Source organism: Sneathiella sp. P13V-1, assembly GCF_015143595.1.
Lineage (GTDB): Bacteria > Pseudomonadota > Alphaproteobacteria > Sneathiellales > Sneathiellaceae > Sneathiella.
Genome location: NZ_WYEU01000006.1, coordinates 37,111 through 58,342, shown reverse-complemented (window position 1 = coordinate 58,342; position 21,232 = coordinate 37,111). Strand labels below are relative to the sequence as shown.

Genomic DNA, 21,232 nt, shown 5'->3' with positions numbered 1-21,232 from the left:
GCTGAGATGACTTTGAAGGCGGCACCCGGGTTTATAAAATACCCAGATCATCCAATGGAACTGGTGCCGCTTCAAGGAGTGTATGTCGTAGAGTTTGACGGCGTTGAAATTGCGCGAAGCGATACAGCCGTCTCTTTAAAAGAATCCACATATCCTGAGCGAATATACTTTCCGCTTTCTTCCATTAAAGAAGATTATCTTGCCCCAACAGATACGGAAACCTATTGCCCTTTTAAAGGAACTGCCAGCTATTGGAGCCTAACCTTAGAAGGTCAGGTCTTGAAGGATGCGCTCTGGGGGTATAATGAACCTTATCAGGAATGTGCCTCTATCCAGAATTATGGGTGCTTCTACACTGAGATGGGGCCGTTTCAGGTGCGAGAAATAAAAACTTAAAGGGGATCGTCATGAACAAGGAACTTTTGCCAGCCTCATTGCCGCGGGCCGTGTCATGGCAGGAGGGAGAGATGTTCATGCTCGATCAAACGCGCCTCCCGTTGGAAACTGTCATCGAAAAGATGGAGACAGTCGAAGATGTCTGGCAAGGCATTAAAGTTCTGAAAGTACGCGGGGCACCTGCGATTGGTATCGCTGCTGCTTACGGGTTATGTGTTGCTCTTAAACCCTACCGTGCTCAACCGCTAGATCTATTCATGCGGGAGCTTGAAAAATCATCTGATTATCTAGACAGTGCGCGGCCCACCGCAGTTAATCTTGGATGGGCGCTTCGGCGAATGAAAAACTTTGCTTCCCGAATGATTGATGGTGCTGAAAACTCAGCTGCGCTTTATGATTTGCTTGTCGCTGAGGCGATCCGTATTCATGAAGAAGATAAAGCCCTCTGCCGTGGTATGGGGGAAAATGGCGCGCCACTGATCAAGGAAGGGATGGGCGTGTTGACCCATTGCAATGCCGGATCACTTGCCACATCTGAATTGGGAACGGCAACTGCCCCTATGTATGTCGCCCATGCGGCTGGCGTAAAGTTCCGGGTTTATGCGGATGAGACGCGTCCTTTGTTGCAGGGCGCACGTCTTACATCGTGGGAGCTGCAGCAAGCAGGCATAGACGTCACTTTAAACACAGATAACATGGTTGCACACTTGATGGCGCAAGGCCTGATTGATCTGGTCATCGTCGGCACGGATCGGGTCGCCGCAAACGGTGATGTGGCCAACAAAATTGGAACTCTTGGTGTTGCCATTTTAGCCCAGCATTTCGGTATTCCTTTTTATGTGGCTTGCCCTTCATCAACTATTGATTTTGATACAATGAGTGGGACTGACATTCCGATTGAGCAACGTGAATCGGAAGAGGTTACCGAGTTTGGGATGCGCCGAACCGCACCTGAAGCTGTTAAGGTCGCAAATCCAGCATTTGATGTGACACCTGCAGATCTGGTAACCGGTATCATCACTGAAAAAGGGATTGCGGTAGCTCCTTACGCATCATCGCTGCGCAATCTATTCCCAAAAGAGGCAGCAGAATAATGTCTTTTGCAGATAAACTGTTATCCACAGCACGAAAAATGAATGAAATCGGCTTGAATCATGGATCGGCTGGTAATGTAAGTGTCAGATGTGAAGACGGTTATCTGATTACACCGACAGGGATGGCCTATGACATGTGCAGCCCTGAAGACATGGTGCAAATGGATATGTCCGGTGGATCAAGTGGAAGATGTAAACCTTCTAGTGAATGGAGGTTCCATCAGGATCTATATGCCAGTCGCAGTGATATTGGTGCGATCGTTCATACACATTCCACATTCGCCACAGCTGTTTCTTGTTTGCAAGAAAATGTCCCGGCTTTCCATTACATGGTCGCGGTGGCGGGTGGTAAAGACATACGATGCACCCCATATTTTACATTTGGCACAGAAGAACTTTCTCAGGCAGCAGTTGAAGCCATGAAAGACCGCAAAGCCTGCCTTCTTGGAAATCATGGACTATTAGCGGTCGGGGAGGATTTACCCTCCGCCCTTGCAATGGCGCTGGAAATTGAAAAACTGTGTGAAGCTTATGCGATGGTCCGACAGCTAGGCGGCGGCAAGATGATTGATGATGTAGAAATGGATCGCGTCATTGAGAAATTCAAAGGGTATGGGCAGTTTTCAGATTAAAAAGTAATGAATGACTGCTTTAAGATTGTCGGGCCTTTCGCAAGCGATTAAGCTTGGTCAAAAAAGAACACATCTTTAGGCCTCACCCGTAATGACATTAAGTGACAGACAAGCAATTTGGAGCCTTGCCCTTGGGCAAACTCTGGTATGGGCAGGGATTTACTACATATTTCCGGCTTTGATTGTTTATTGGGAAGACGGCTTTGGGTGGTCGCGCACAGAACTGACCGCAGCCTTTACGATGGCTATCTTGGCGTCCGCTGCATTCTCTCCCCTCGCAGGGCGGATTGTTGATAGCGGCCGGGGACCAGTAATGCTGACCGCTGCGTGTTTTGCCGGAGGTTTGCTCCTCTCCAGTTTATATTTCATCGATAGTCTGACCTTGTTTTATATTGTCTGGATATTGATGGGGATTTGCATGGCAGGCGCGTTGTATGAACCATGCTTTTCATTCTTAATCAGGACCAAGGGCTTAAAAGCACAACGGTATATTACGATCATTACCTTGGTTGCGGGGCTTGCTGGAACTCTCTCTTTTCCGCTCAATCATTTTGTGGCTGATCTCGCAGGCTGGAGAAACGCCGTTCTTGTCTTTACCTGCCTTGTCTGTTTTGGGGCCGCGCCTCTCATTTGGTATGGCACCACGTCTTTGGCCCGCCATGCTGAACCGGATGAGCTAACACATGATGAGCCGCATGAAGTAGATAAGGGGCGTTATCATTTTTTGCTGGAAGGAACATTCTGGGCGCTCGCGCTTTCCTTTGCCTTCATCTACACGACCCACACGGCGTTGATAAATCATCTGCTTCTTATGCTGAAAGATCGGCAATTTGATCCTGATCTTGCTGTGATGGCGGCGAGCTTTATGGGACCTATGCAGGTCGCAGGGCGACTGGCAGTTTTTCTGGTTGAAAGATATGTGTCGCGGCTGGTCATTGCCTGTGGGTGTTTTGTCTTTTCTTTTGCAGCAGTTATTTGCCTTTATTACTCGGCAGTTCACCCTTGGTTGTTGATCCCATCTATTATCCTGCAAGGAAGTGGCATTGGCGTCATGAGTATTATGAAACCGGTCGTGAGCCGTGAACTGATGGGAGGTAAAAACTTCGGTCTAAAATCAGGGGCTATCTCTGTTCCATTTTTTACTGGAGCAGCTTTTTCGGCTTTTCTGGCCTCACTGTTGTGGGAACAGGGGGGATATGATCTTGTCCTGAGAGTTTTCTTAGGTGTCGTCGTTCTTGGGCTTGGCGCGTTTCTTCTGGCGATCAAATTCTCAAGGCAGCCAAAGGCCGAATAAATATTACTAACTTGCTTAAGTCTTTCTTCTGCGATAAGAATTAGGGTGTATTTGATCATTCATTCCAAATAGACCCTCATGACCGATAATTCTTCTAAACTGTTCACGCCGGTTCTTCTGGCGGGCTGCCTCATTCTTATGGCAGGTTTCGCTATTCGTGCAAGTTTCGGGGTTTTTCAGATCCCTATTGCTGAGGAATTCGGCTGGCTTCGAACCGAGTTTTCATTGGCGATTGCCATTCAGAATTTGGCATGGGGTGTAGGGCAGCCAATTTTTGGTGCCTTCGCGGAAAAATTTGGTGAAAAACTTGCCATTATTCTTGGGGCAATTGTCTACGCCTTGGGGCTTGTGCTGAGTAGCTTTGCTGTCTCTCCACTAGAGCATCAATTCTATGAAATTCTGGTTGGATTTGGGGTCGCAGGAACTGGTTTTGGTGTGATTTTGGCGGTTGTTGGCCGCGCGGCATCAGATGAAAACAGATCTATGGCGCTTGGTATTGCAACGGCTGCAGGTTCTGTTGGGCAAATCATTGGCCCACCTGTCGCGGACTATTTGCTTAAAAGCATGAACTGGTCTCAGGTCTTCTTGATTTTCGCGGTGGCGATTATGGCGGTCTTAGTCTTCTTGCCATTAATGCGTTCAGATGCGCCTGTCGCTTCAAAAGCTGAACTTGAGGAGAGCTTGTCTGGAATTTTGAAGAAGGCTTTTTACGATCCTTCCTATTCGATGATCTTTTTGGGGTTCTTTTCCTGTGGTTTCCAGCTTGGGTTTGTGACGGCCCACTTCCCAGCATTTATCACGGAAGTTTGCAGTGCTATTCCTGCTGACAGTGTTTTGAACGGTATAGGCATTTCATCTACCTCCGCATTGGGGGCGTTTGCAATCGCGCTGATCGGTCTTGCGAATGTAGCGGGAACAATTGCCGCAGGGGCTTTGGGGAAGAACTACACTAAAAAATACCTTCTTTCCCTGATTTATGTCGGCCGTACGGTTGCATCTATTTTGTTCATTATGCTGCCTATGACACCGACAACAGTGATTTTATTCTCGCTTGTTATGGGATCTTTGTGGCTGGCAACAGTTCCATTGACCTCTGGTCTGGTGGCGCATATTTACGGCCTCAGATACATGGGAACTTTGTACGGCATCGTCTTTTTCTCCCATCAGCTGGGGTCTTTCCTGGGGGTCTACCTGGGGGGCACGCTTTACGATCAGTTCGGTTCATACGACATCGTTTGGTGGGTTGGAATTGCCGTTGGTGTCTTCTCAGCAGTTATTCATCTACCAGTGAAAGAGCAATCGCTCGCGGAACGTCAGGCGATCTAGAATCTCTCGACGGGTTACCATGCGAACCCGTCGAAACTCACAGTATTGTCTAGACAAGTTCGTCGATTGTTGGGGTGATCTAAGTCAAAATTAATCGTTCTGTCATTTTTGTATCACAGGACTGACCGACAGCCTTTTTAACATCCTGCCATGAAAAAAACGGGCAAGGGTGAACGTATGTCGGCTGTAAAAGTAGAGAACTTAAGCAAAACATTCGCTGAGGGTAAGAAAGCCCTTAATGGTGTTTCCTTCAATATCCAAGAAGGGGAAATGGTGGCCCTGATCGGCGCGTCCGGTTCAGGGAAGTCAACACTTCTGCGTCATGTCGCTGGCCTCATCAAAGGGGATCGCGACGGCGGAAAGGTGACAGTTCTCGACTCAACTATGCAGGAAAACGGCCGCATCGCCGGTTCCGCCCGCCGTATTCGATCGCAAGTTGGTGTGGTGTTCCAGCAGTTCAATCTGGTTACCCGCCTGTCCGTTCTGACAAACGTCCTTATGGGGCTTCTTGGTAAAGTACCAACCTGGCGCGGAACACTTGGTCTTTTCTACAAAGACGAAAAGCTGAAAGCTATGGCGGCCCTCGATCGTATGGGGATTGCCGAACATGCAGGTAAGCGCGCGTCAAACCTGTCAGGTGGTCAGCAGCAGCGTGCCGCGATTGCCCGTGCATTGACGCAAGGCGCGAAGCTTGTGTTGGCGGATGAGCCTATTGCCTCTCTGGACCCGGCGTCTTCACGCAAAGTGATGAAGTCACTTCAGCGCATCAATCAAGAAGATGGCATTTCTGTTGTCTTGAGCCTGCATCAGGTGGATTACGCCACAGAATTCTGCCCCCGCACAATAGCTATGCGCGATGGTCGTGTTGTATTTGATGGGCCTTCTACACAGTTGACCCCAGCATTTCTGCAAGAGCTATACGGAGAAGAAAGTGCCGAACTATTTGGTGACAACGCTCCAAGCCTCGAAACCCTAAAACCTACCATGGACGAAGAACTCGTCATGGCAGTTGGATAATACCTCAATCTAAGCACTCAATTGGAGATAAGATTATGATCCGCAATATGCTTGTATCTGCAGCAGTTGCCGCAACAATGATGGTAACTGGTGTTGCAAAAGCTGAAATGGCTTTTAAACCACTGAAAGAAGATCCAAAGGAAATCGCTTTTGGTATCATTTCCACAGAATCTACGTCTAACCTGAAAGTTCAGTGGCTTCCATTCCTTGAAGATATGGAAGAAACACTTGGCATGAAAGTAAACGCTTTCTTCGCACCAGATTATGCCGGTGTTATTGAAGCCATGCGTTTCGGTAAAGTTCATGTAGCTTGGTTCGGTAACAAATCAGGTATGGAAGCTGTTGACCGTTCCGGTGGTGAAGTTTTCGTTCAGACATCTAAAGCCGATGGTAACCAGGGTTATTACTCTCACATCATTACCCATGCTGATAACGACAAAATCAATAAGCTCGAAGATATCTTCAAATGTGATAAGTCTTTGAACTTCGGTATCGGTGATCCAAACTCCACATCCGGTTTCTTGGTACCAAGCTACTACGTGTTCGCTCAGAACAACGTTGATCCAAAGAAATGCTTCAAAACTGTTCGTAACGCAAACCACGAAACAAACCTGATGGCGACAGCTAACAAACAGGTTGATATCGCAGCTAACAACTCAGAGCAGATTTCACGCACCAAGCTGAAGCAACCAGCTTCTGCTGAAAAAATTAAAGTGATCTGGACATCTCCATTGATCCCATCTGATCCAATGGTTTACCGCAAAGACATGTCCAAAGAGTTGAAATCTAAAATCAAAGCTTTCTTCCTTGGTTACGGTCGTCTTGGTGACGTAGCTGGTGCCCGTAAAGTTCTCGCAGGTATCTCCGACGGCATGGGCCTGTTTATGGAAAGCAACAACACTCAGCTATATCCAATCCGTCAGCTGGCTCTGTTTAAAGACAAGTTGAAAATCCAGAAAAACGCTCAGATTGGTGATGCAGACAAGAAAGAAATGTTGTCAAAAATCAACGCGAAACTGGCTGATCTCGCCATCCTCGCAGCGAACAAATAATAAAAGTTGAGTTGAACTTGATGGCGTCCACTGTTGGTGGGCGCCATTTCTTTAGAAATTTTAGGGTGTAATAAAATGGCTACCGCATCGACCACTTCTGGACAAATCGGCCTCCCCCCTCGCGATACAAAGCGATCATTCGTTAATATGCTGATCTGGGGTGTTGTTTTAGCCCTTCTTGTAAGTTCTTGGGAAGGCGCGGATATGCGTCCGATGGCCCTGTTTGAAAATTCACAAAATATGGTGGATTTCGCAGCCGGCTTCTTTCCACCAAATTTTCTGGAATGGAAACTTTACCTGAGCGAAATGTGGATCACGATCCAGATCGCAATCTGGGGAACAGCTCTATCCATTGTATGCTCCATTCCACTTGGCATTCTTTGTTCAGAAAACATTGTCCCGTCATGGGTTTATCAGCCAGTTCGTCGTCTAATGGATGCCGCACGTGCTATCAATGAAATGGTCTTCGCCATGTTGTTTGTGGTTGCTGTGGGTCTTGGCCCATTTGCCGGTGTGCTTGCCCTCTGGATCCACACCACAGGTGTTCTGGCAAAACTGTTCTCCGAAGCCGTTGAAGCAATTGACCCTCAGCCAGTTGAAGGCATCCGTGCAACCGGCGCAACCGGCGTTCAGGAAGTGATCTTTGGTGTGATCCCACAGGTTTTGCCTCTTTGGATTTCCTATTCTCTCTACCGCTTTGAATCAAATGTACGTTCTGCGACTGTTCTTGGTATCGTTGGTGCGGGTGGTATCGGCATGGTGCTTTGGGAATATATCCGCGGCTTCTATTACGCGGAAACAGCTGCCGTTATGATCATCATTATCGCCAGTGTCAGCCTGCTTGACCTGCTGTCACAGCGTCTTCGGAAGATGGTGACATGAACACAATGACGTTAAACCTTCCGGCAGTGAAAAGCCTGTCGGAAGAGCCCACCATAGATAGTTCTGCTTTTGTCGATAAAAGCAAATTGGGGCGCTGGACGGAAGTCGGGGCCCGGACAAAAATGGTGGAAACCGAATTTGGTGATTATTCCTACATCGTAAATGATGGGGATATTATTTATTCGGAAGTTGGCAAATTCGCCAATATTGCAGCGCATGTACGTATCAATCCGGGCCAACATCCCATGGATCGCGCGTCTATGCATCATTTTCAATACCGCAGCGAAGCCTATAAACTCGGTGAAGATGATGAAGACTTTTTCGATTGGCGCCGTGAGAACCGTGTAAAGATCGGTCATGATGTATGGATTGGCCATGGTGTGGTGATCCAGGGCGGCGTGACGATTGGAACTGGATCGGTTGTGGGGTCCGGTGCAGTTGTCACGAAAGATATCCCACCGTACAGTATCGCAGTCGGCATACCTGCAACGCCAATTCGGCAGCGGTTTGACAAAATCACGCAAGAAGCCCTTTTGCGAATTGCCTGGTGGGATTGGTCTCATCTAGAACTGGAAGCTCGCCTTCGTGATTTTAGGGAACTGGACGCCCGTGATTTTTGTCTTAAATACGACCCGGAGTGATGATGGAAGGGTTTGAAAGATACGCAATTTATTATGCGCCGACCTCAGGTTCGGCGCTTATGCGTTATGGGTGCGGCTGGCTTGGGCGCGATCCTGAAACGGGTGCCGCAATGGCGCCGCCAAAAGCTGTGGATTTCACAGACGTGCAAATAGACGGCTTCACCCGATCTCCTCAGCGATATGGCTTTCACGGAACACTACAACCACCTTTCACCTTGAGCAGTGAGTGCAGCGTTCACGATTTGGATCTGGCTTTACAGGCTTTGTCAGGACAATTGAACCCTGCGATTTCAGGCCCCTTAAAACTACACCGTATCGGAAGTTTTTTGTGTTTTGTACCCACTGGTGATCTGAGCGGCATAGAGCGAGTTGCCGGTACTGTGGTTCGGGAACTGGATAGGTTCAGAGGGCCTCAGAGTGAAGAGCAGCTTGCGAAGCGCCGTGCAAGAGGGCTGACAGATAAACAAGAAGCGTATCTGCAGCGCTATGGATATCCATATGTAATGGATGAGTTCCGTTTCCATCTGACATTGACCGATAGCCTAACTCGTGAGGAAATGGAGGTCGTTCAACCGATACTGGAAGAGCTTATGTCAGATGTCTGTGATGAAGATTTCCAGATCCGTGAGCTTTGTCTTTTCGCGGATCCTGGCGCTAACAAACCGTTCCAACTGCTGAAAAGATATTCGTTATCAGGCGGAGAGTAATTCTCTCGCCTCGATAACTTTAACAAAATTCTGAGCGGCGGTTTCAAGTGCGCCACTATTGTCAATTTCGACAACATCGTCACCATTGATCTGAAACGCGGTCGCGCGTGCAATTCGGGCTTCAATGTCATCTAAACTTTCACGGCCACGACCGTGAAGTCTTTCCCTTAAGATCTCTGGCGCCGTTGTAATACTGGCAACGATGACAGATGGGTATGTACGCCGTGCAACGTCAATGACGCTGCGAGACACATTTACAACGACCGTATGACCCGATTTGACATCGCGCAATGTGGAGGCGGGTACACCATATTTGAGGCCGTGCGCATCCCAGTAAAGGGCAAAGTCACCGGCCTCTTGTTTACGTTCAAATTCCTCAGCGGAGATTTCGAGATGATCTTCCCCGCCAGCGTCCTGCTCTCGTGTGATATAGCGGCGGGTGAAAATAACCCGGTCGTCGTCCTGAAGATGTTCTTTGGCAGTGGCAAGGAGGCTATCCTTGCCAACACCACTTGGGCCCACGACTAATACAAGTTTACCGTGGCCCATCAGGATACTCGCATGCCTTCACGCCATACACCCCGAATAACCGGATGATGAGGGGAGTGATGAACGTGAATAAGGTCGGCGCGCTTACCGATACTGATTTCTCCGCGATCGGTAAGACCAACACTTTCCGCAGGGTTCTTGCTTACAAGACGGATGGCCCGCGGTAAGTCATAGCCTTCCATATCATCAAAAAGAAGCATGGCACCGTGCAACAAACTGTGAGGGACGTAGTCACTGGAAATAATATCCAGATATCCTTCTTTCGCCAGATCGCCAGCCGCGATATTGCCTGAATGAGATCCGCCCCGAACAAGGTTTGGGCCGCCCATCATCACGCCAAGTCCTGCTTTATGTGAGGCCGCGGCTGCTTCCATTGTCGTTGGGAATTCAGCCACAGTAATGCCATCTTCAACAGCTTCGCGGACATGTTCTTCTGTCGCGTCATCGTGACTTGCAAGGGCCAGATCCAATGAACGGGCTGTTTCAACAACATGACGGCGATGGGGAACGCTGTAGCGTTCCTGGTCATCTTTGCGGTCCTGGATGAAAACTTTCATCTGTTCATCATTGAGACCGTATTTGCCTTGATAGTAAGTGTAATAGGCGTCAAGGCTGACAAACTGTCGCTGACCGGGTGTGTGGTCCATAATGGAAAGCATCTTCACCAGTTTATGGCTCGACAAGCGGTCCAGAGCTTCGCGCATTCCGCTAAAGCTTACTTCACAGCGCAGATGGACCAGATGGTCTGCACGAAGCAGGTTTTTCTCTTTGGCGTCAGTGAGGCTGTTAATGCTGTCATTCAAGCGTTTAATTCGGGCACTGCCATCGTTGACGTCACCGACCGCAATCGCGTCAAAAACAGTGGTGATACCTGCACTTGCGACCTGATTGTCATGGGCAACCGCCGCCGCAATCGGTGGCCATTCTGTCTTCGGCCGTGGTGTCATGTGCTTTTCAAGGTTGTCGGTGTGCAGTTCCACCAGTCCTGGCATGATATAATCGTTTCCCATATCCAATGCCTGAGGTAAGTGGGAAGGCGTTTCAGATATGTCGGTAATATGCCCCTTATTCACGGCGATGGAGCCATGAATAACTTCATCGGCCAGGACAATTTTGGCGTTGGTAAAAATCTGTTCAGCCATCTTAGTTTCCAACATGATATTGAGTGACGTCGAAGCTTCCAGTGCAGACCGCGTCACGGGCAGCCTGATCGTGGAAAATCCCGAGAATGGCGGAGCCGCGATCCTTGGCTTCTTCGATGAGGTTGAGAACTGTTTGGCGGTTCACCGCGTCAAGGGAGGCAGTTGGTTCGTCCAACAGCATAATCGGGTAATCCGCAATAAACCCGCGGGCGATATTAACGCGCTGCTGCTCCCCACCTGAGAAAGTCAGCGGCGATAACGACCAGAGATTTTCAGGAATGTTAAGGCGCGCAAGAAGTGTAGCCGCTTTATCTTTCGCAGCTTCTTCACTGGCCCCGATCATCACTAGTGGCTCACTTACGATATCAAGTGTGGACACGCGTGGGATAACCCGCAAGAACTGGCTAACATAACCCATGGTATGTTTGCGCATTTCCAGAATGTCATGAGATGTGGCATCAGTGACTTCCAGCCACTTACCATTGTGAAACACCTGAATGGTTCCTTCCTGGCAGAGGTAGTTTGCATATACCATCCGCATGAAGGTACTTTTACCAGCGCCGGATTGGCCAGTAAGGGCAACACATTCACCAGCTGAAAGCAGGAAGTTGATGTTCTTGAATACGGGAATTGTTGCGCTTCCTTGGGTGTGCAACGTGAAGCTTTTCCCGACATTTTCAATTTTTAACATTTCAGTCATGGCAGGCCTATCAAGTTTGCAAAATGGAAGAGACAAGAAGTTGAGTGTAGGGGTGTTGAGGGTCATCAAGCACCTGATCGGTCAGGCCGCTTTCAACAACCTGACCTTTCTGCATAACCATCAAGCGATGGGATAGAAGGCGGGCAACTGCCAGATCGTGGGTCACGATGATGACGGAGAGACCCAAATTACGAACGAGGCTGCGTAGAAGGTCGAGCAGTTTTGCCTGAACGGAAACATCGAGGCCACCGGTAGGTTCGTCCATAAAAACAAGCCTTGGTGCTGTCACCAGATTTCGAGCAATCTGCAGTCGCTGCTGCATGCCGCCAGAGAAGGTGGCTGGAAGGTCGTCGAGGCGATCACTTGTGATTTCCACTTTTGAAAGCCAACTATCTGCTGTTTCCCGGATATCACCATAGTGGCGGTTGCCGATGGCCATAAGACGTTCGCCAATATTGGCACCCGCACTGACATTCATACGAAGACCATCACGCGGATTTTGGTGTACAAAAGCCCACTCAGTGCGCATTAAAAGACGGCGTTCTGGCTCGAACATTTCGTAGACATCTTTGTGACCTTCAACGCGCGTATTGTAGAGGACATCACCCGTTGTTGGTTTTAATTGAGCGGAGATGCAGTTGAGCAATGTAGATTTGCCAGAACCGGATTCGCCCACAATACCAAGAACTTCACCTGGCCACAGGTCGAAGTTTACATTCTCGCAACCAACCCGGTCACCATACATTTTTGTCAGGTTTTGAACCCGTAATATCGTTTCTTGTTCCATACTCATTCTGCTGCCTCCGGTGTGAAGGGGGCATTTCCGTTTTGTGGGCCGCTAAATCCTGCCGCTTGTCTTTCGTTGCAATGGTCGCTGTCTGAACAGACGAACATTCGGTTGCCTTGGTCATCCAGGATCACTTCATCAAGGAAGGTATTATCCGCACCACACATTCCGCAGATATCTTCCCACTCTTGTATGACAAATGGATGATCCTCAAAGTCCAGGCTCTTCACTTCCGTATAAGGAGGAAGGGCGTAGATGCGTTTTTCACGTCCGGCGCCGAAGAGTTGAAGCGCAGGCATGTTGTTCATTTTTGGATTATCGAATTTTGGAATAGGGGATGGATCCATCACATAACGTCCGTTCACCAGAACCGGATAAGCGTAAGTAGTGGCGATATGTCCATGCCGGGCAATATCTTCATATAGTTTCACATGCATCAACCCATACTCTTTAAGGGCATGCATTTTTTTGGTTTCCGTCTCCCGTGGCTCCAAAAAGCGAAGTGGCTCAGGAATTGGCACTTGATAGACGAGGATCTGATCTTCCCTGAGTTCCTTTTCAGGAATTCTATGGCGGGTCTGGATCATGGTTGCCGCATCGGTTTTATCCGTTGTCGGAACACCAGCCGTTTTTGCAAAGAATTTACGGATACTCACTGCGTTGGTTGTATCGTCTGAACCCTGATCAATCACTTTAAGTGTGTCTTCCGGTCCGATCACTGCGGCGGTTACCTGAACGCCACCAGTACCCCAACCATATGGCATCGGCATTTCACGGCCCGCAAAAGGTACTTGATATCCGGGAATGGCAACGGCCTTTAACAAGGCGCGGCGGATCATTCGCTTTGTCTGTTCATCCAGATAAGCGAAGTTGTAGTTTTCAGTTTGTTGATTTAACTCTGGCATTTTAATTACTCCGCCGCGATAGGCGCTTGTTTTTCCATCACTTCACGTCGCATTTTGCGCACCAGTTCCAATTCAGACTGGAAGTCCACATAGTGGGGAAGTTTGATATGTTCGACGAAGCCTGTGGCTTCGATATTGTCACTGTGAGAGAGGACAAATTCTTCATCCTGCGCAGGAGAGGTCACTTCCTCGCCCATCTCTTTGTCGCGAAGGGCCCTGTCGACGAGCGCCATAGCTATGACTTTTCGTTCATTCTGACCGAAGGTGAGGCCGTAACCGCGGGTGAATTGCGGAAGCGCCGTTTTGGAGCCTTTGAACTGGTTCACATTTTCACATTCAGTGATTTCGATATCGCCGAGGTCAATTGGGAAGCCAAGCTCTTCAGGGGTGATTTCTACGGCAACTTCACCAAAACGAATTTCGCCAACAAAGGCATGGTTCCGGGCGTAACCGCGCTGAGTTGAGTACCCCAAGGACAAGATAAATCCTTCATCACCGCGAGACAGATTTTGAAGACGTACATCGCGATTGGCAGGATATTCAAGTGGCTCACGAGTAAGGTCACCGACTTTTTCATCTGCTTCATTCTCTGAAACAACTTCCTTCTGGATTAAACCTTCGTGATGGAGCAAATCATCCAGAACACGTGGCATATTCTCATCCAGTTGCTCTGGTGCTTCATCAGTCTCCAAAGGTGCTTCACCATTTGCGGCAAGCGTGAAGTCGAGAAGGCGGTGTGTGTAATCGAAGGTTGGACCCAGGATTTGGCCACCAGGAAGATCTTTATAGGTCGCAGATATACGACGGATAATATCCATCCGACTTGTCTCAATAGGTGTTGAGTAACCGAAACGAGGGAGTGTCGTGCGATAGGCGCGCATCAAAAAGATGGCTTCGATCAAGTCACCGCGCGACTGTTTAATCGCAAGGGAGGCCAGTTCCTTGTCATAGAGGCTACCTTCAGCCATGACGCGGCTGGTTGCGAGTGTCAGTTGCTCTGCGATTTGTTTGACGTCCAGCTCTGGCACATCCTTATCGCCGCGGCGATACTCTGCCAGCAACTTGTGGGCGTTCTCAATGGCGCGTTCGCCACCTTTAACAGCTACATACATTATTTCACCTCAATATTGCTGGAGCGGGGGAGGGCAGCAAGCGAACTTGCCGAAGCAAAAAAAGTATCAACACCACAGGGAAAGAGGCGTTGGTTCGCTTGCGCCCATTCAAGAAAACCTTTGGGTAACGGAGTAACGCCTAAGGTCTCCTTGTCCTTAATTCCTGGTCCAGAAAGGACCATGGATGGAGTATCAGAAAAGCCATCGACCAGAAGAATGAGAGTGGCAGACATGTGTGGCATTTCAGGTGTGCCAAGCGACAACTCAGTAAGATAATCTGCGTCGCTATCGGCAGATGCGATCACAAAAGCTGCTTTGCTCACGTCACTTGTTATCTCGGCGCCGGTATGAAATCGGAGGTGGGATAGAATAACATCATTGCAAATTGCAGGATCGATCCAGATTGGCGTATCCACATCAGCCAGAGCCAGTAGCACTGCAGTTGAGGCATTATTTAGGCCATCCGGTGTGGCAAACTCAGGCACGGTTACAATTTTGCCAGGGCGAGACATGGCATCCAGAGCAGCTCTGAAAACGCGGTTGCTGTCGGTTGCTTGATTGGTGAAGCCGCTTAAGGGGCCTGCATCGGTCATTACATTCATCAGTCTTCTCCACGTACCATTGTGTAGAAATCAACTTTGGTCGCTGCGGCTTTTACAGATTTCTGTTTCTTCACGTTTGATTGTTTTTCTGCCAATTCAGCAACAAATGGGCGAGGGGCGCCTTCTTCAATGAATAGTGCGTCGAACACAGCAATAAGTTCTGCATGGCGACGATTGCGACCTTTGACATAGCCGTGGCCAATAGTGCCGCCTTCCAAAGAAACGGAACATCTGCTTACTGTCATCTCACCTAGGTTAAACCGGCTGCCTGTACCACCAGCGCGGCCGCGTACCATTACAAGGCCAATTTCTGGCTCCCGCAGGAAGCTGTAATTTGGAGTTTCGTCGTTGCGGTAAAGTTCGTTTTCCAACTCTTCAACGGAGCTCCGGGCGAGGATTCCCATCCAATTCTGCCGCGCTTGCTGGGCTGGGGTTAGGTCTGCTGACGACATTCAAATCGGCCTTTCTAAATTTAACTCTACAAATTTAAAATTTGTCTAGATGTCTATATCTTTTTACGGTATACAGCGCTTAAAGGGACAGAAAGACGAAAGCTGTATGAAACTTTTGTGACGAGGCAGATATGGAATGGGAAAAAGGTCTGGCGATCTGGAAACAGATTGAACGGCATCTGTTAAGGGATATTGCGCTGGAGGTTTATAAACCGGGGGAAAAGATCCCCACCGAAATGGCTTTGGCAGAGCTTTTCGGGGTGAACCGGCACACAGTGAGGCAAGCGATAGCCGCTTTGGTTGACGCCAATGTAATCCGGGTGGAGCAGGGGCGCGGGGCTTTTGTGCAAGAAAGTGTCTTGGACTATCCTGTGGGAAGCAAAACAAGATTTTCTCAAATTGTATCCAGTCGGCATCGCCTTCCAGACAAGCGCCTCATTAAAAGTGATACGATAAAAGCATCGCCGAATGTTGCCAGAAACCTAAAAATCGCCGCGGGTGATAAGGTGATCGAAATCCTTTCCGTCAGCGAGGCGGATCACGTGCCGTTAGCGGTTAGTCAGAGTTTTCTGCCAGCGAAAAGATTTTCCAACTTAGTGGATGTTTTCAAGCGGACAAAGTCACTTACAGAAGCATTCCGCGAGTACGGAATTTATGACTATTCGCGAAAGTTCACGAAGGTGAGCGCACAGTTGCCCTCTGGTAAGATCGCAGGACTTTTGAAGCAGCAGAAAAATCGCCCTATCCTAATGACAGAAAGTCTGGACGTGGATTCAAACGGTATGCCCATAGAATTTGGCTTTACCAGCTTTTCAAGTGACCGGGTTCAGTTGGTTGTTGAATAAAATCCCTTGCCATTACGGGATAGTTGCCTAATCTCTCTTGCCAATGTGCACCGCAACATAAGCTGAGGATTGAAAATGAATCTTGAAGGAAAAGTAGCAGTCGTAACTGGTTCAACGAGTGGTATCGGGCTTGGGATGGCTGTTCATTTTGCCAAGTTGGGCGCGCAAGTTGTCATAAACGGCCTTGGGGACGAACAAACTATCAATACTGCAATTGATCAGGCTTCGTTTGGCGGTAAGACCGCCCATTACAATGGGGCAGATATGCGCGATGCGGATGCCATTTCTTCTATGATTGAAGAGGTTGAAGCAAAGTTTGGATCTGTCGATATCCTTGTAAATAATGCAGGTATTCAGCATGTCTCTCGCGTGGAAAATTTTCCAGCGGATCGCTGGAATGATGTGATCGCGATTAACCTCTCCAGTGCTTTCCATGCAATTAAAGCGGCACTTCCGGGTATGCAGAAACGCAATTACGGCCGAATTATCAATATCGCATCTGTGCATGGACAAGTGGCATCCGTTGAAAAATCAGCTTATGTAGCGGCGAAGCACGGTATTATTGGTCTGACCAAAGTCGTTGCGCTGGAAAATGCGGAGCAGCATATTACCTGTAACGCCATTTGTCCTGGCTGGGTTCGCACGCCTTTGGTTGAAGCGCAAATTGAAGCGTTAGCTGAAAAAGAAGGGCTGGATACTGAAGCTGCTGCTAAGCAGCTGCTTGCCTCAAAAGAACCTTCTTTGCGTTTTGCAACTCCAGAGCAACTCGCTGAAACTGCGGCATTCTTGTGCAGTGATGCGGCGTCCAACATGACAGGTGTGAACTTGACACTCGACGGTGGCTGGACTGCCCAATAAAAATATAGGCGCTTAAGGATTGTCTTAAGCGCCTTTACTGGTCGGTATTAGTCAATATCTTTGGCGATAATGACTTTCGCAATCTCGCGCGCATCGTCAGCGACATTGTCTGGGCCTTGCATATGCGCCGTAACAATGGCGCCCTCCTTTAAAATCATCAGTTGTCTTGCCAAATCCTCTGGGTGTCGGGCACCTGCTTGACGGGCAATATCTGTAATGTGAGAGAGGATCAGTTTCTTATGTTCGGCAGAGAAGCTGTGGATTGGCGTGCCCGGTATTGGGTATTCACCTGAGGCCTTAATGAACATGCAGCCAGTGAACTCCTCACTGCGGAACCATTCATCCAATGCCGTAAACATAGCAAGCAGCTTTTCTCTTGGGTCGTCGGTGAGTTCATCCATACGCCGATAGGTGCGATTCCTAAACAGTTCGTCACGCAAGCGCAAGGAAGCGAGGATGAGGTCTTCTTTTGTGCGGAAGTGGTTGTACATGGAGGTTTTGGAGATGCCTGTCTCCTTTACCAACTTGTCCATTCCTGTCACATGAAAGCCGTCCCTATAGAAGATTTTCAGGGCTTTCTGGACTAGTTCATCCCGTTTCGAAGCGCTCATTCAAGTCACCTTTTACCAACTGGTACAAATAAATTCTAAAAAATCACTCCTTTAATGTACTGAAAAACTGCGAAATTTCAAGATTGGAAATTGGTTTCAGATAAAATTTTTAAAAATAACCTTGACTAAACAGTACCGATCAGTAAATGTTAGAGGCGAAGGCGAGGAAATCTTCCCTTCAAAATGGAGACCTTAGATGACTGAAAAACTTGTACCACCTTTTACAAAAGAGACCGCTTTGAAAAAGGTTCAGCTGGCTGAAGACAATTGGAATAGCTGTGATCCTGAGCGCGTATCTCTTGCCTATAGCGAGAATTCTGCCTGGCGTAACAGGGATCAGTTTTTTGAAGGTCGCGAAGCGATCCGGTCATTCCTTGCGGATAAATGGAAGCGGGAGCTGGATTACAAACTGAAAAAAGAACTGTGGGCCTATACCGACAACCGAATTTCAGTTCGCTTTGAATATGAATGGCATGACGCAAATGGCAAATGGTATCGCACCCACGGAAATGAGCAGTGGGAGTTCGATGAGGATGGTTTAATGCGCCGTAGAGACGCCAGTCTGAACGATTATGAAATTGATGAAAAGGACCGGCGAATTGCCGTCTGATTAATTAGGAACGGGAGGGAGGAAGATGACATACTTACACTTAACTGCGCCCAAAACCCAGGGTCTTGTAAAGGCCCGAATGAGTAGGTTGTCACCTTTTTCCCTTTTTGTGCTGGTTCAGCGTGCGGGACGTATCTCCGCTAGAGTACACGTTCCCTCGCCTGTGCAAGGTGGTGATACAATTGTCCCGCCGCTGAACCAGAAATAATTTGATTTTGACAGGAGATAACTATGTCACAGCCAGTAAAATTGTATGGTTTTCCGCTATCTGGTCATTCCCACCGGGTGGAATTATTTGCAAGTGTTGCAGGTATTCAGTTTGAAAGCGTGCTTGTTGATCTCGCCAGCGGCGAACATAAACAAGAAGCCTTTCTGTCAATGAACCCATTTGGACAAGTGCCGGTAATGGAAGATGGAGATGTTGTTTTATCTGATTCAAACGCCATTCTTGTTTATCTTGCGCGTAAATATGCTCCTGATTGGATGCCTTCTGGTGCATTGGAAGAAGCAGAAGTACAGCGTATGTTTTCACTCGCTGCCGGCGAGATCGCAAACGGTCCAGCTGCCGCACGCTTAATTACAGTGTTTGGTGCAGGTCTGGATGCAGAGCGTGCAAAAGCGGTTGCCGCTTTGGGCCTTGGACGACTTGAAAAGCATTTGGATGGAAAAACATGGACTGTTGGCGAACGCCCTTCTGTCGCAGATATTTCCCTATACACTTATATCGCCCATGCCCCTGAAGGAAATGTCGGCCTGGATGAATATCCTAATATCCAGGGATGGTTGTCTCGTATTGAAGCCCTGGACGGATTTACCCCAATGAAGGCTACTAAAGTCGGCCTTGCTGCTTAATCAGGTGAGGGGGAAAGGGCGGCGGTTTTTCTGTCGCCCTTTTGTGTATGGAGATTTCGATGAGTACAAATAATAACGGTTGGCCTTTTGAAACGTCACCTTTCCACAAAGGAGAGCGTGAGCTTCAGGAAATGGCAGGTGTTGCAAGCGATATGGATCAATTCGCCCGCCGCGTTATTAGGCCTTTTATGCCAGACCAGCATCGAGAATTCTTTGCACTGCTTCCTATACTTTACGCCGGCCATGTAGACGCGGAAGGATGGCCTTGGGCGACCGCTTTAGTTGGTTATCCTGGGTTTGCGAATAGTCCGGATCCTGAACATTTGAACATTCGCGCCCACCCCGTGGGAGGAGACCCGTTGCAAAACGGCCTGCGGGTGGGCGCCCCAATTGGTTTGCTGGGCCTTGAAAAACATTCAAGGCGTCGTAACCGGTTAAATACAACAATAGAGGAAGTTCTTGAGGGTGGCATTTCCTTGAAAGTCGACCAATCATTTGGAAATTGCCCTCAATACATCCAGACAAGAAATGCTCGTTTTGTCGGGGAACCTGAAGCCGCTTCAGCTGATGCGGTGGTGAGTTTCGAAGCCATCGATGGCAAAACGGCAGCCTTCATTGAGAAAGCTGATACATTTTTCGTATCCAGTTTTGTGGAAAATCAGGAAGAGAGCGGTGTCAACGGTGTTGATATGTCTCATCGTGGTGGACGCCCTGGTTTTGTGAAGGTGGATGGAAATCGCCTTACAATCCCTGACTACACTGGGAATTTTCATTTTAATACGCTGGGCAACTTTCGACTAAACCCTAAAGCCGGTTTGTTGTTTGTTGATTTTGAATGTGGTCACATGCTTCAGTTAACTGGGCGTGTGGAAATTATTTGGGACGGCCCTGAAATAGAACATTTTGAAGGGGCAGAGCGTGCCTGGGTCTTCACCTTGGAAAAAGGTGTCTGGCTGCAAGGGGCGCTTCCACTTCGCTTTGATTTTGATGAAATGTCCTATAATTCCCTGATTACGGGGACATGGCAGGAAAGTGACGCCAGAAAACAGGCTGAAACGTTAAAGGATGAATGGCGCCCCTTCAAAATTACCGAGATAAGAGCCGAAAGCTCTGTGATACGATCTTTTTGTCTGATGCCAGCAGATGAAAACGGGATAGCCCCGTTCGACCCTGGCCAGTTCCTTAGTCTACAGATTGATATTGAAGGCGAAGAGAAACCTTTGGTGAGAACCTATACTGTGTCCTCTTCCCCGCTGGATAGCGGGTATAGAATTTCTGTAAAGAGAGACGGTAAGGTATCGGCTTATTTGCATGATCGAATGGGTGTCGGTGACATCGTTAAAGTTCGTGCGCCACGCGGCAAATTCAATCGCAAAGCCCGGGATTTTAGACCAGCCGTTTTATTGGCCGCTGGGGTTGGTATAACGCCGATGATCTCAATGATGCGCCATGCGTTGCAAGAAGGGGTGCGATACCGTCATTTAGCGCCACTCACACTTATTCATACGGCTAGAAATAAGGCAGAACGTGCCTTTGCAGGTGAGGCAAGTCAACTGGCGGCGCAATCCGGTCAGGCGTTCCAGTATGTATCTTTGCTGACGCAGCCAGAAAAGGATGCTGATGTGGGGGTGGATTATCATGTCAGTGGTTACATGACAGCCGATTTGCTGCAAGAGGTGATGCCAAGCGGCCCTGTTGAGTTTTATATTTGTGGCCCCGCTGGCTTTATGCAAAACACTTACGACCTTTTGCGGCAATTAGGTGTTGCTGACAGGAATATTTATGCAGAAGCCTTTGGCCCATCTTCGCTGAAAAGGGATACTGACTTTGTTCCCGCACCCTCAGCTAGAGTGGCAGAGAGTGCAACTGTGAAATTCACCAAATCCGATTTGGAGTTTCTTTGGCGTAAAGAGGATGGCACTCTTCTTGAGTTTGCCGAAGCCCACGGGTTGAAGCCTGAATATAGTTGCCGTTCTGGAAACTGTGGTAGTTGCGCTGTACGATTGATATCTGGTGATACAATTCATGAGGATAGCCTGACAGCTTTACGAGCAGAAGATGAAATCCTGCTTTGCTGTTCAAAGCCTGCCATAGGGGCTGATATCGTGGAAATTGAGATTTAGATCACAGCAAATTCCATTGACAGTATACCATTGGTTTGAAATC

Annotated in this window: 24 protein-coding genes; 15 read left to right on the top strand and 9 right to left on the bottom strand. The window is 48.5% G+C overall.

All coding sequences use genetic code 11. The annotated features are described in order from the left end of the window. Positions 1-6 precede the first annotated feature (6 nt). The 10 genes from GUA87_RS17470 to GUA87_RS17425 all read left to right on the top strand — a co-directional run bounded on the left by GUA87_RS17470 (position 7) and on the right by GUA87_RS17425 (position 9,041). Positions 7-396: a DUF427 domain-containing protein gene (locus GUA87_RS17470; protein ID WP_227712129.1), complete on the top strand. Its 390-nt coding sequence runs from the start codon at positions 7-9 to the stop codon at positions 394-396. Positions 397-407: 11 nt separating this feature from the next. Further along, positions 408-1,490: an S-methyl-5-thioribose-1-phosphate isomerase gene (gene mtnA, locus GUA87_RS17465; RefSeq protein ID WP_193717912.1), complete on the top strand. Its 1,083-nt coding sequence runs from the start codon at positions 408-410 to the stop codon at positions 1,488-1,490. After that, positions 1,490-2,122 carry a class II aldolase/adducin family protein gene (locus tag GUA87_RS17460; protein WP_193717911.1) on the top strand — a complete coding sequence of 211 codons (633 nt, stop codon included), beginning with the start codon at positions 1,490-1,492 and terminating at the stop codon, positions 2,120-2,122. The genes mtnA and GUA87_RS17460 overlap by 1 nt, the downstream gene beginning before the upstream one ends. A gap of 91 nt (positions 2,123-2,213) precedes the next feature. Then, a complete protein-coding gene (locus tag GUA87_RS17455) occupies positions 2,214-3,416 on the top strand; it encodes an MFS transporter (protein WP_193717910.1) in 1,203 nt (400 codons plus the stop codon). Positions 3,417-3,494: 78 nt separating this feature from the next. Beyond that, positions 3,495-4,742: an MFS transporter gene (locus GUA87_RS17450; protein WP_193717909.1), complete on the top strand. Its 1,248-nt coding sequence runs from the start codon at positions 3,495-3,497 to the stop codon at positions 4,740-4,742. Positions 4,743-4,919: 177 nt separating this feature from the next. Then, positions 4,920-5,759 (top strand): phosphonate ABC transporter ATP-binding protein, encoded by an 840-nt coding sequence (gene phnC, locus GUA87_RS17445; RefSeq protein ID WP_193717908.1) that lies wholly within the window; start codon positions 4,920-4,922, stop codon positions 5,757-5,759. Positions 5,760-5,794: 35 nt separating this feature from the next. Next, positions 5,795-6,811 carry a phosphonate ABC transporter substrate-binding protein gene (gene phnD, locus GUA87_RS17440; protein WP_193717907.1) on the top strand — a complete coding sequence of 339 codons (1,017 nt, stop codon included), beginning with the start codon at positions 5,795-5,797 and terminating at the stop codon, positions 6,809-6,811. A gap of 75 nt (positions 6,812-6,886) precedes the next feature. Continuing rightward, a complete protein-coding gene (gene phnE / locus GUA87_RS17435) occupies positions 6,887-7,693 on the top strand; it encodes a phosphonate ABC transporter, permease protein PhnE (protein WP_193717906.1) in 807 nt (268 codons plus the stop codon). Next, the gene (locus tag GUA87_RS17430) at positions 7,690-8,334 is read left to right on the top strand and encodes a DapH/DapD/GlmU-related protein (RefSeq protein WP_227712128.1); all 645 of its coding nucleotides are present in this window, start codon (positions 7,690-7,692) and stop codon (positions 8,332-8,334) included. The genes phnE and GUA87_RS17430 overlap by 4 nt, the downstream gene beginning before the upstream one ends. Beyond that, positions 8,334-9,041 (top strand): DUF1045 domain-containing protein, encoded by a 708-nt coding sequence (locus GUA87_RS17425; RefSeq protein ID WP_193717905.1) that lies wholly within the window; start codon positions 8,334-8,336, stop codon positions 9,039-9,041. The genes GUA87_RS17430 and GUA87_RS17425 overlap by 1 nt, the downstream gene beginning before the upstream one ends. Here the strand turns inward: GUA87_RS17425 and phnN are convergent. Genes phnN through phnG form a run of 8 tightly spaced genes read right to left on the bottom strand, consistent with a single transcriptional unit; the run spans position 9,027 to position 15,290 of the window. Next, complete coding sequence (phnN, locus tag GUA87_RS17420) at positions 9,027-9,590, bottom strand: phosphonate metabolism protein/1,5-bisphosphokinase (PRPP-forming) PhnN (RefSeq protein ID WP_193717904.1); 564 nt, start codon at positions 9,588-9,590, stop codon at positions 9,027-9,029. The genes GUA87_RS17425 and phnN overlap by 15 nt on opposite strands. Then, complete coding sequence (locus GUA87_RS17415; protein WP_193717903.1) at positions 9,590-10,732, bottom strand: alpha-D-ribose 1-methylphosphonate 5-triphosphate diphosphatase; 1,143 nt, start codon at positions 10,730-10,732, stop codon at positions 9,590-9,592. The genes phnN and GUA87_RS17415 overlap by 1 nt, the downstream gene beginning before the upstream one ends. A gap of 1 nt (position 10,733) precedes the next feature. Beyond that, on the bottom strand, positions 10,734-11,423 hold the full coding sequence (gene phnL, locus GUA87_RS17410; protein WP_193717964.1) for a phosphonate C-P lyase system protein PhnL: 690 nt from the start codon (positions 11,421-11,423) through the stop codon (positions 10,734-10,736). Positions 11,424-11,442: 19 nt separating this feature from the next. Further along, positions 11,443-12,219 (bottom strand): phosphonate C-P lyase system protein PhnK, encoded by a 777-nt coding sequence (phnK, locus tag GUA87_RS17405; protein WP_193717963.1) that lies wholly within the window; start codon positions 12,217-12,219, stop codon positions 11,443-11,445. 2 nt (positions 12,220-12,221) lie between these two features. Next, positions 12,222-13,124: an alpha-D-ribose 1-methylphosphonate 5-phosphate C-P-lyase PhnJ gene (locus GUA87_RS17400; RefSeq protein ID WP_193717902.1), complete on the bottom strand. Its 903-nt coding sequence runs from the start codon at positions 13,122-13,124 to the stop codon at positions 12,222-12,224. 5 nt (positions 13,125-13,129) lie between these two features. Continuing rightward, positions 13,130-14,236, bottom strand: coding sequence for a carbon-phosphorus lyase complex subunit PhnI (locus GUA87_RS17395; protein WP_193717901.1), 1,107 nt, complete (start codon positions 14,234-14,236; stop codon positions 13,130-13,132). Continuing rightward, positions 14,236-14,838: a phosphonate C-P lyase system protein PhnH gene (gene phnH / locus GUA87_RS17390; RefSeq protein ID WP_193717900.1), complete on the bottom strand. Its 603-nt coding sequence runs from the start codon at positions 14,836-14,838 to the stop codon at positions 14,236-14,238. The genes GUA87_RS17395 and phnH overlap by 1 nt, the downstream gene beginning before the upstream one ends. Next, positions 14,838-15,290: a phosphonate C-P lyase system protein PhnG gene (gene phnG / locus GUA87_RS17385; protein WP_193717899.1), complete on the bottom strand. Its 453-nt coding sequence runs from the start codon at positions 15,288-15,290 to the stop codon at positions 14,838-14,840. The genes phnH and phnG overlap by 1 nt, the downstream gene beginning before the upstream one ends. Positions 15,291-15,421: 131 nt before the next feature. On the opposite strand from phnG, the gene phnF reads away from it, so the two are divergent. Together phnF and GUA87_RS17375 are read left to right on the top strand one after the other, a co-directional pair. After that, a complete protein-coding gene (phnF, locus tag GUA87_RS17380) occupies positions 15,422-16,135 on the top strand; it encodes a phosphonate metabolism transcriptional regulator PhnF (protein WP_193717898.1) in 714 nt (237 codons plus the stop codon). Positions 16,136-16,210: 75 nt separating this feature from the next. Then, positions 16,211-16,993 (top strand): 3-hydroxybutyrate dehydrogenase, encoded by a 783-nt coding sequence (locus tag GUA87_RS17375; RefSeq protein WP_193717897.1) that lies wholly within the window; start codon positions 16,211-16,213, stop codon positions 16,991-16,993. Between the two features lie 47 nt (positions 16,994-17,040). On the opposite strand, the gene GUA87_RS17370 is transcribed toward GUA87_RS17375, so the two are convergent. Further along, positions 17,041-17,604 carry a TetR/AcrR family transcriptional regulator gene (locus GUA87_RS17370; RefSeq protein WP_193717896.1) on the bottom strand — a complete coding sequence of 188 codons (564 nt, stop codon included), beginning with the start codon at positions 17,602-17,604 and terminating at the stop codon, positions 17,041-17,043. 196 nt (positions 17,605-17,800) lie between these two features. On the opposite strand from GUA87_RS17370, the gene GUA87_RS17365 reads away from it, so the two are divergent. The 3 genes from GUA87_RS17365 to GUA87_RS17355 all read left to right on the top strand — a co-directional run bounded on the left by GUA87_RS17365 (position 17,801) and on the right by GUA87_RS17355 (position 21,189). After that, complete coding sequence (locus GUA87_RS17365) at positions 17,801-18,214, top strand: nuclear transport factor 2 family protein (RefSeq protein ID WP_193717895.1); 414 nt, start codon at positions 17,801-17,803, stop codon at positions 18,212-18,214. 231 nt (positions 18,215-18,445) lie between these two features. Further along, positions 18,446-19,066, top strand: a complete 621-nt coding sequence (locus GUA87_RS17360) for a glutathione S-transferase family protein (protein ID WP_193717894.1) — start codon at positions 18,446-18,448, stop codon at positions 19,064-19,066. Positions 19,067-19,125: 59 nt separating this feature from the next. Continuing rightward, complete coding sequence (locus GUA87_RS17355; protein WP_193717893.1) at positions 19,126-21,189, top strand: pyridoxamine 5'-phosphate oxidase family protein; 2,064 nt, start codon at positions 19,126-19,128, stop codon at positions 21,187-21,189. Positions 21,190-21,232: the final 43 nt, after the last annotated feature.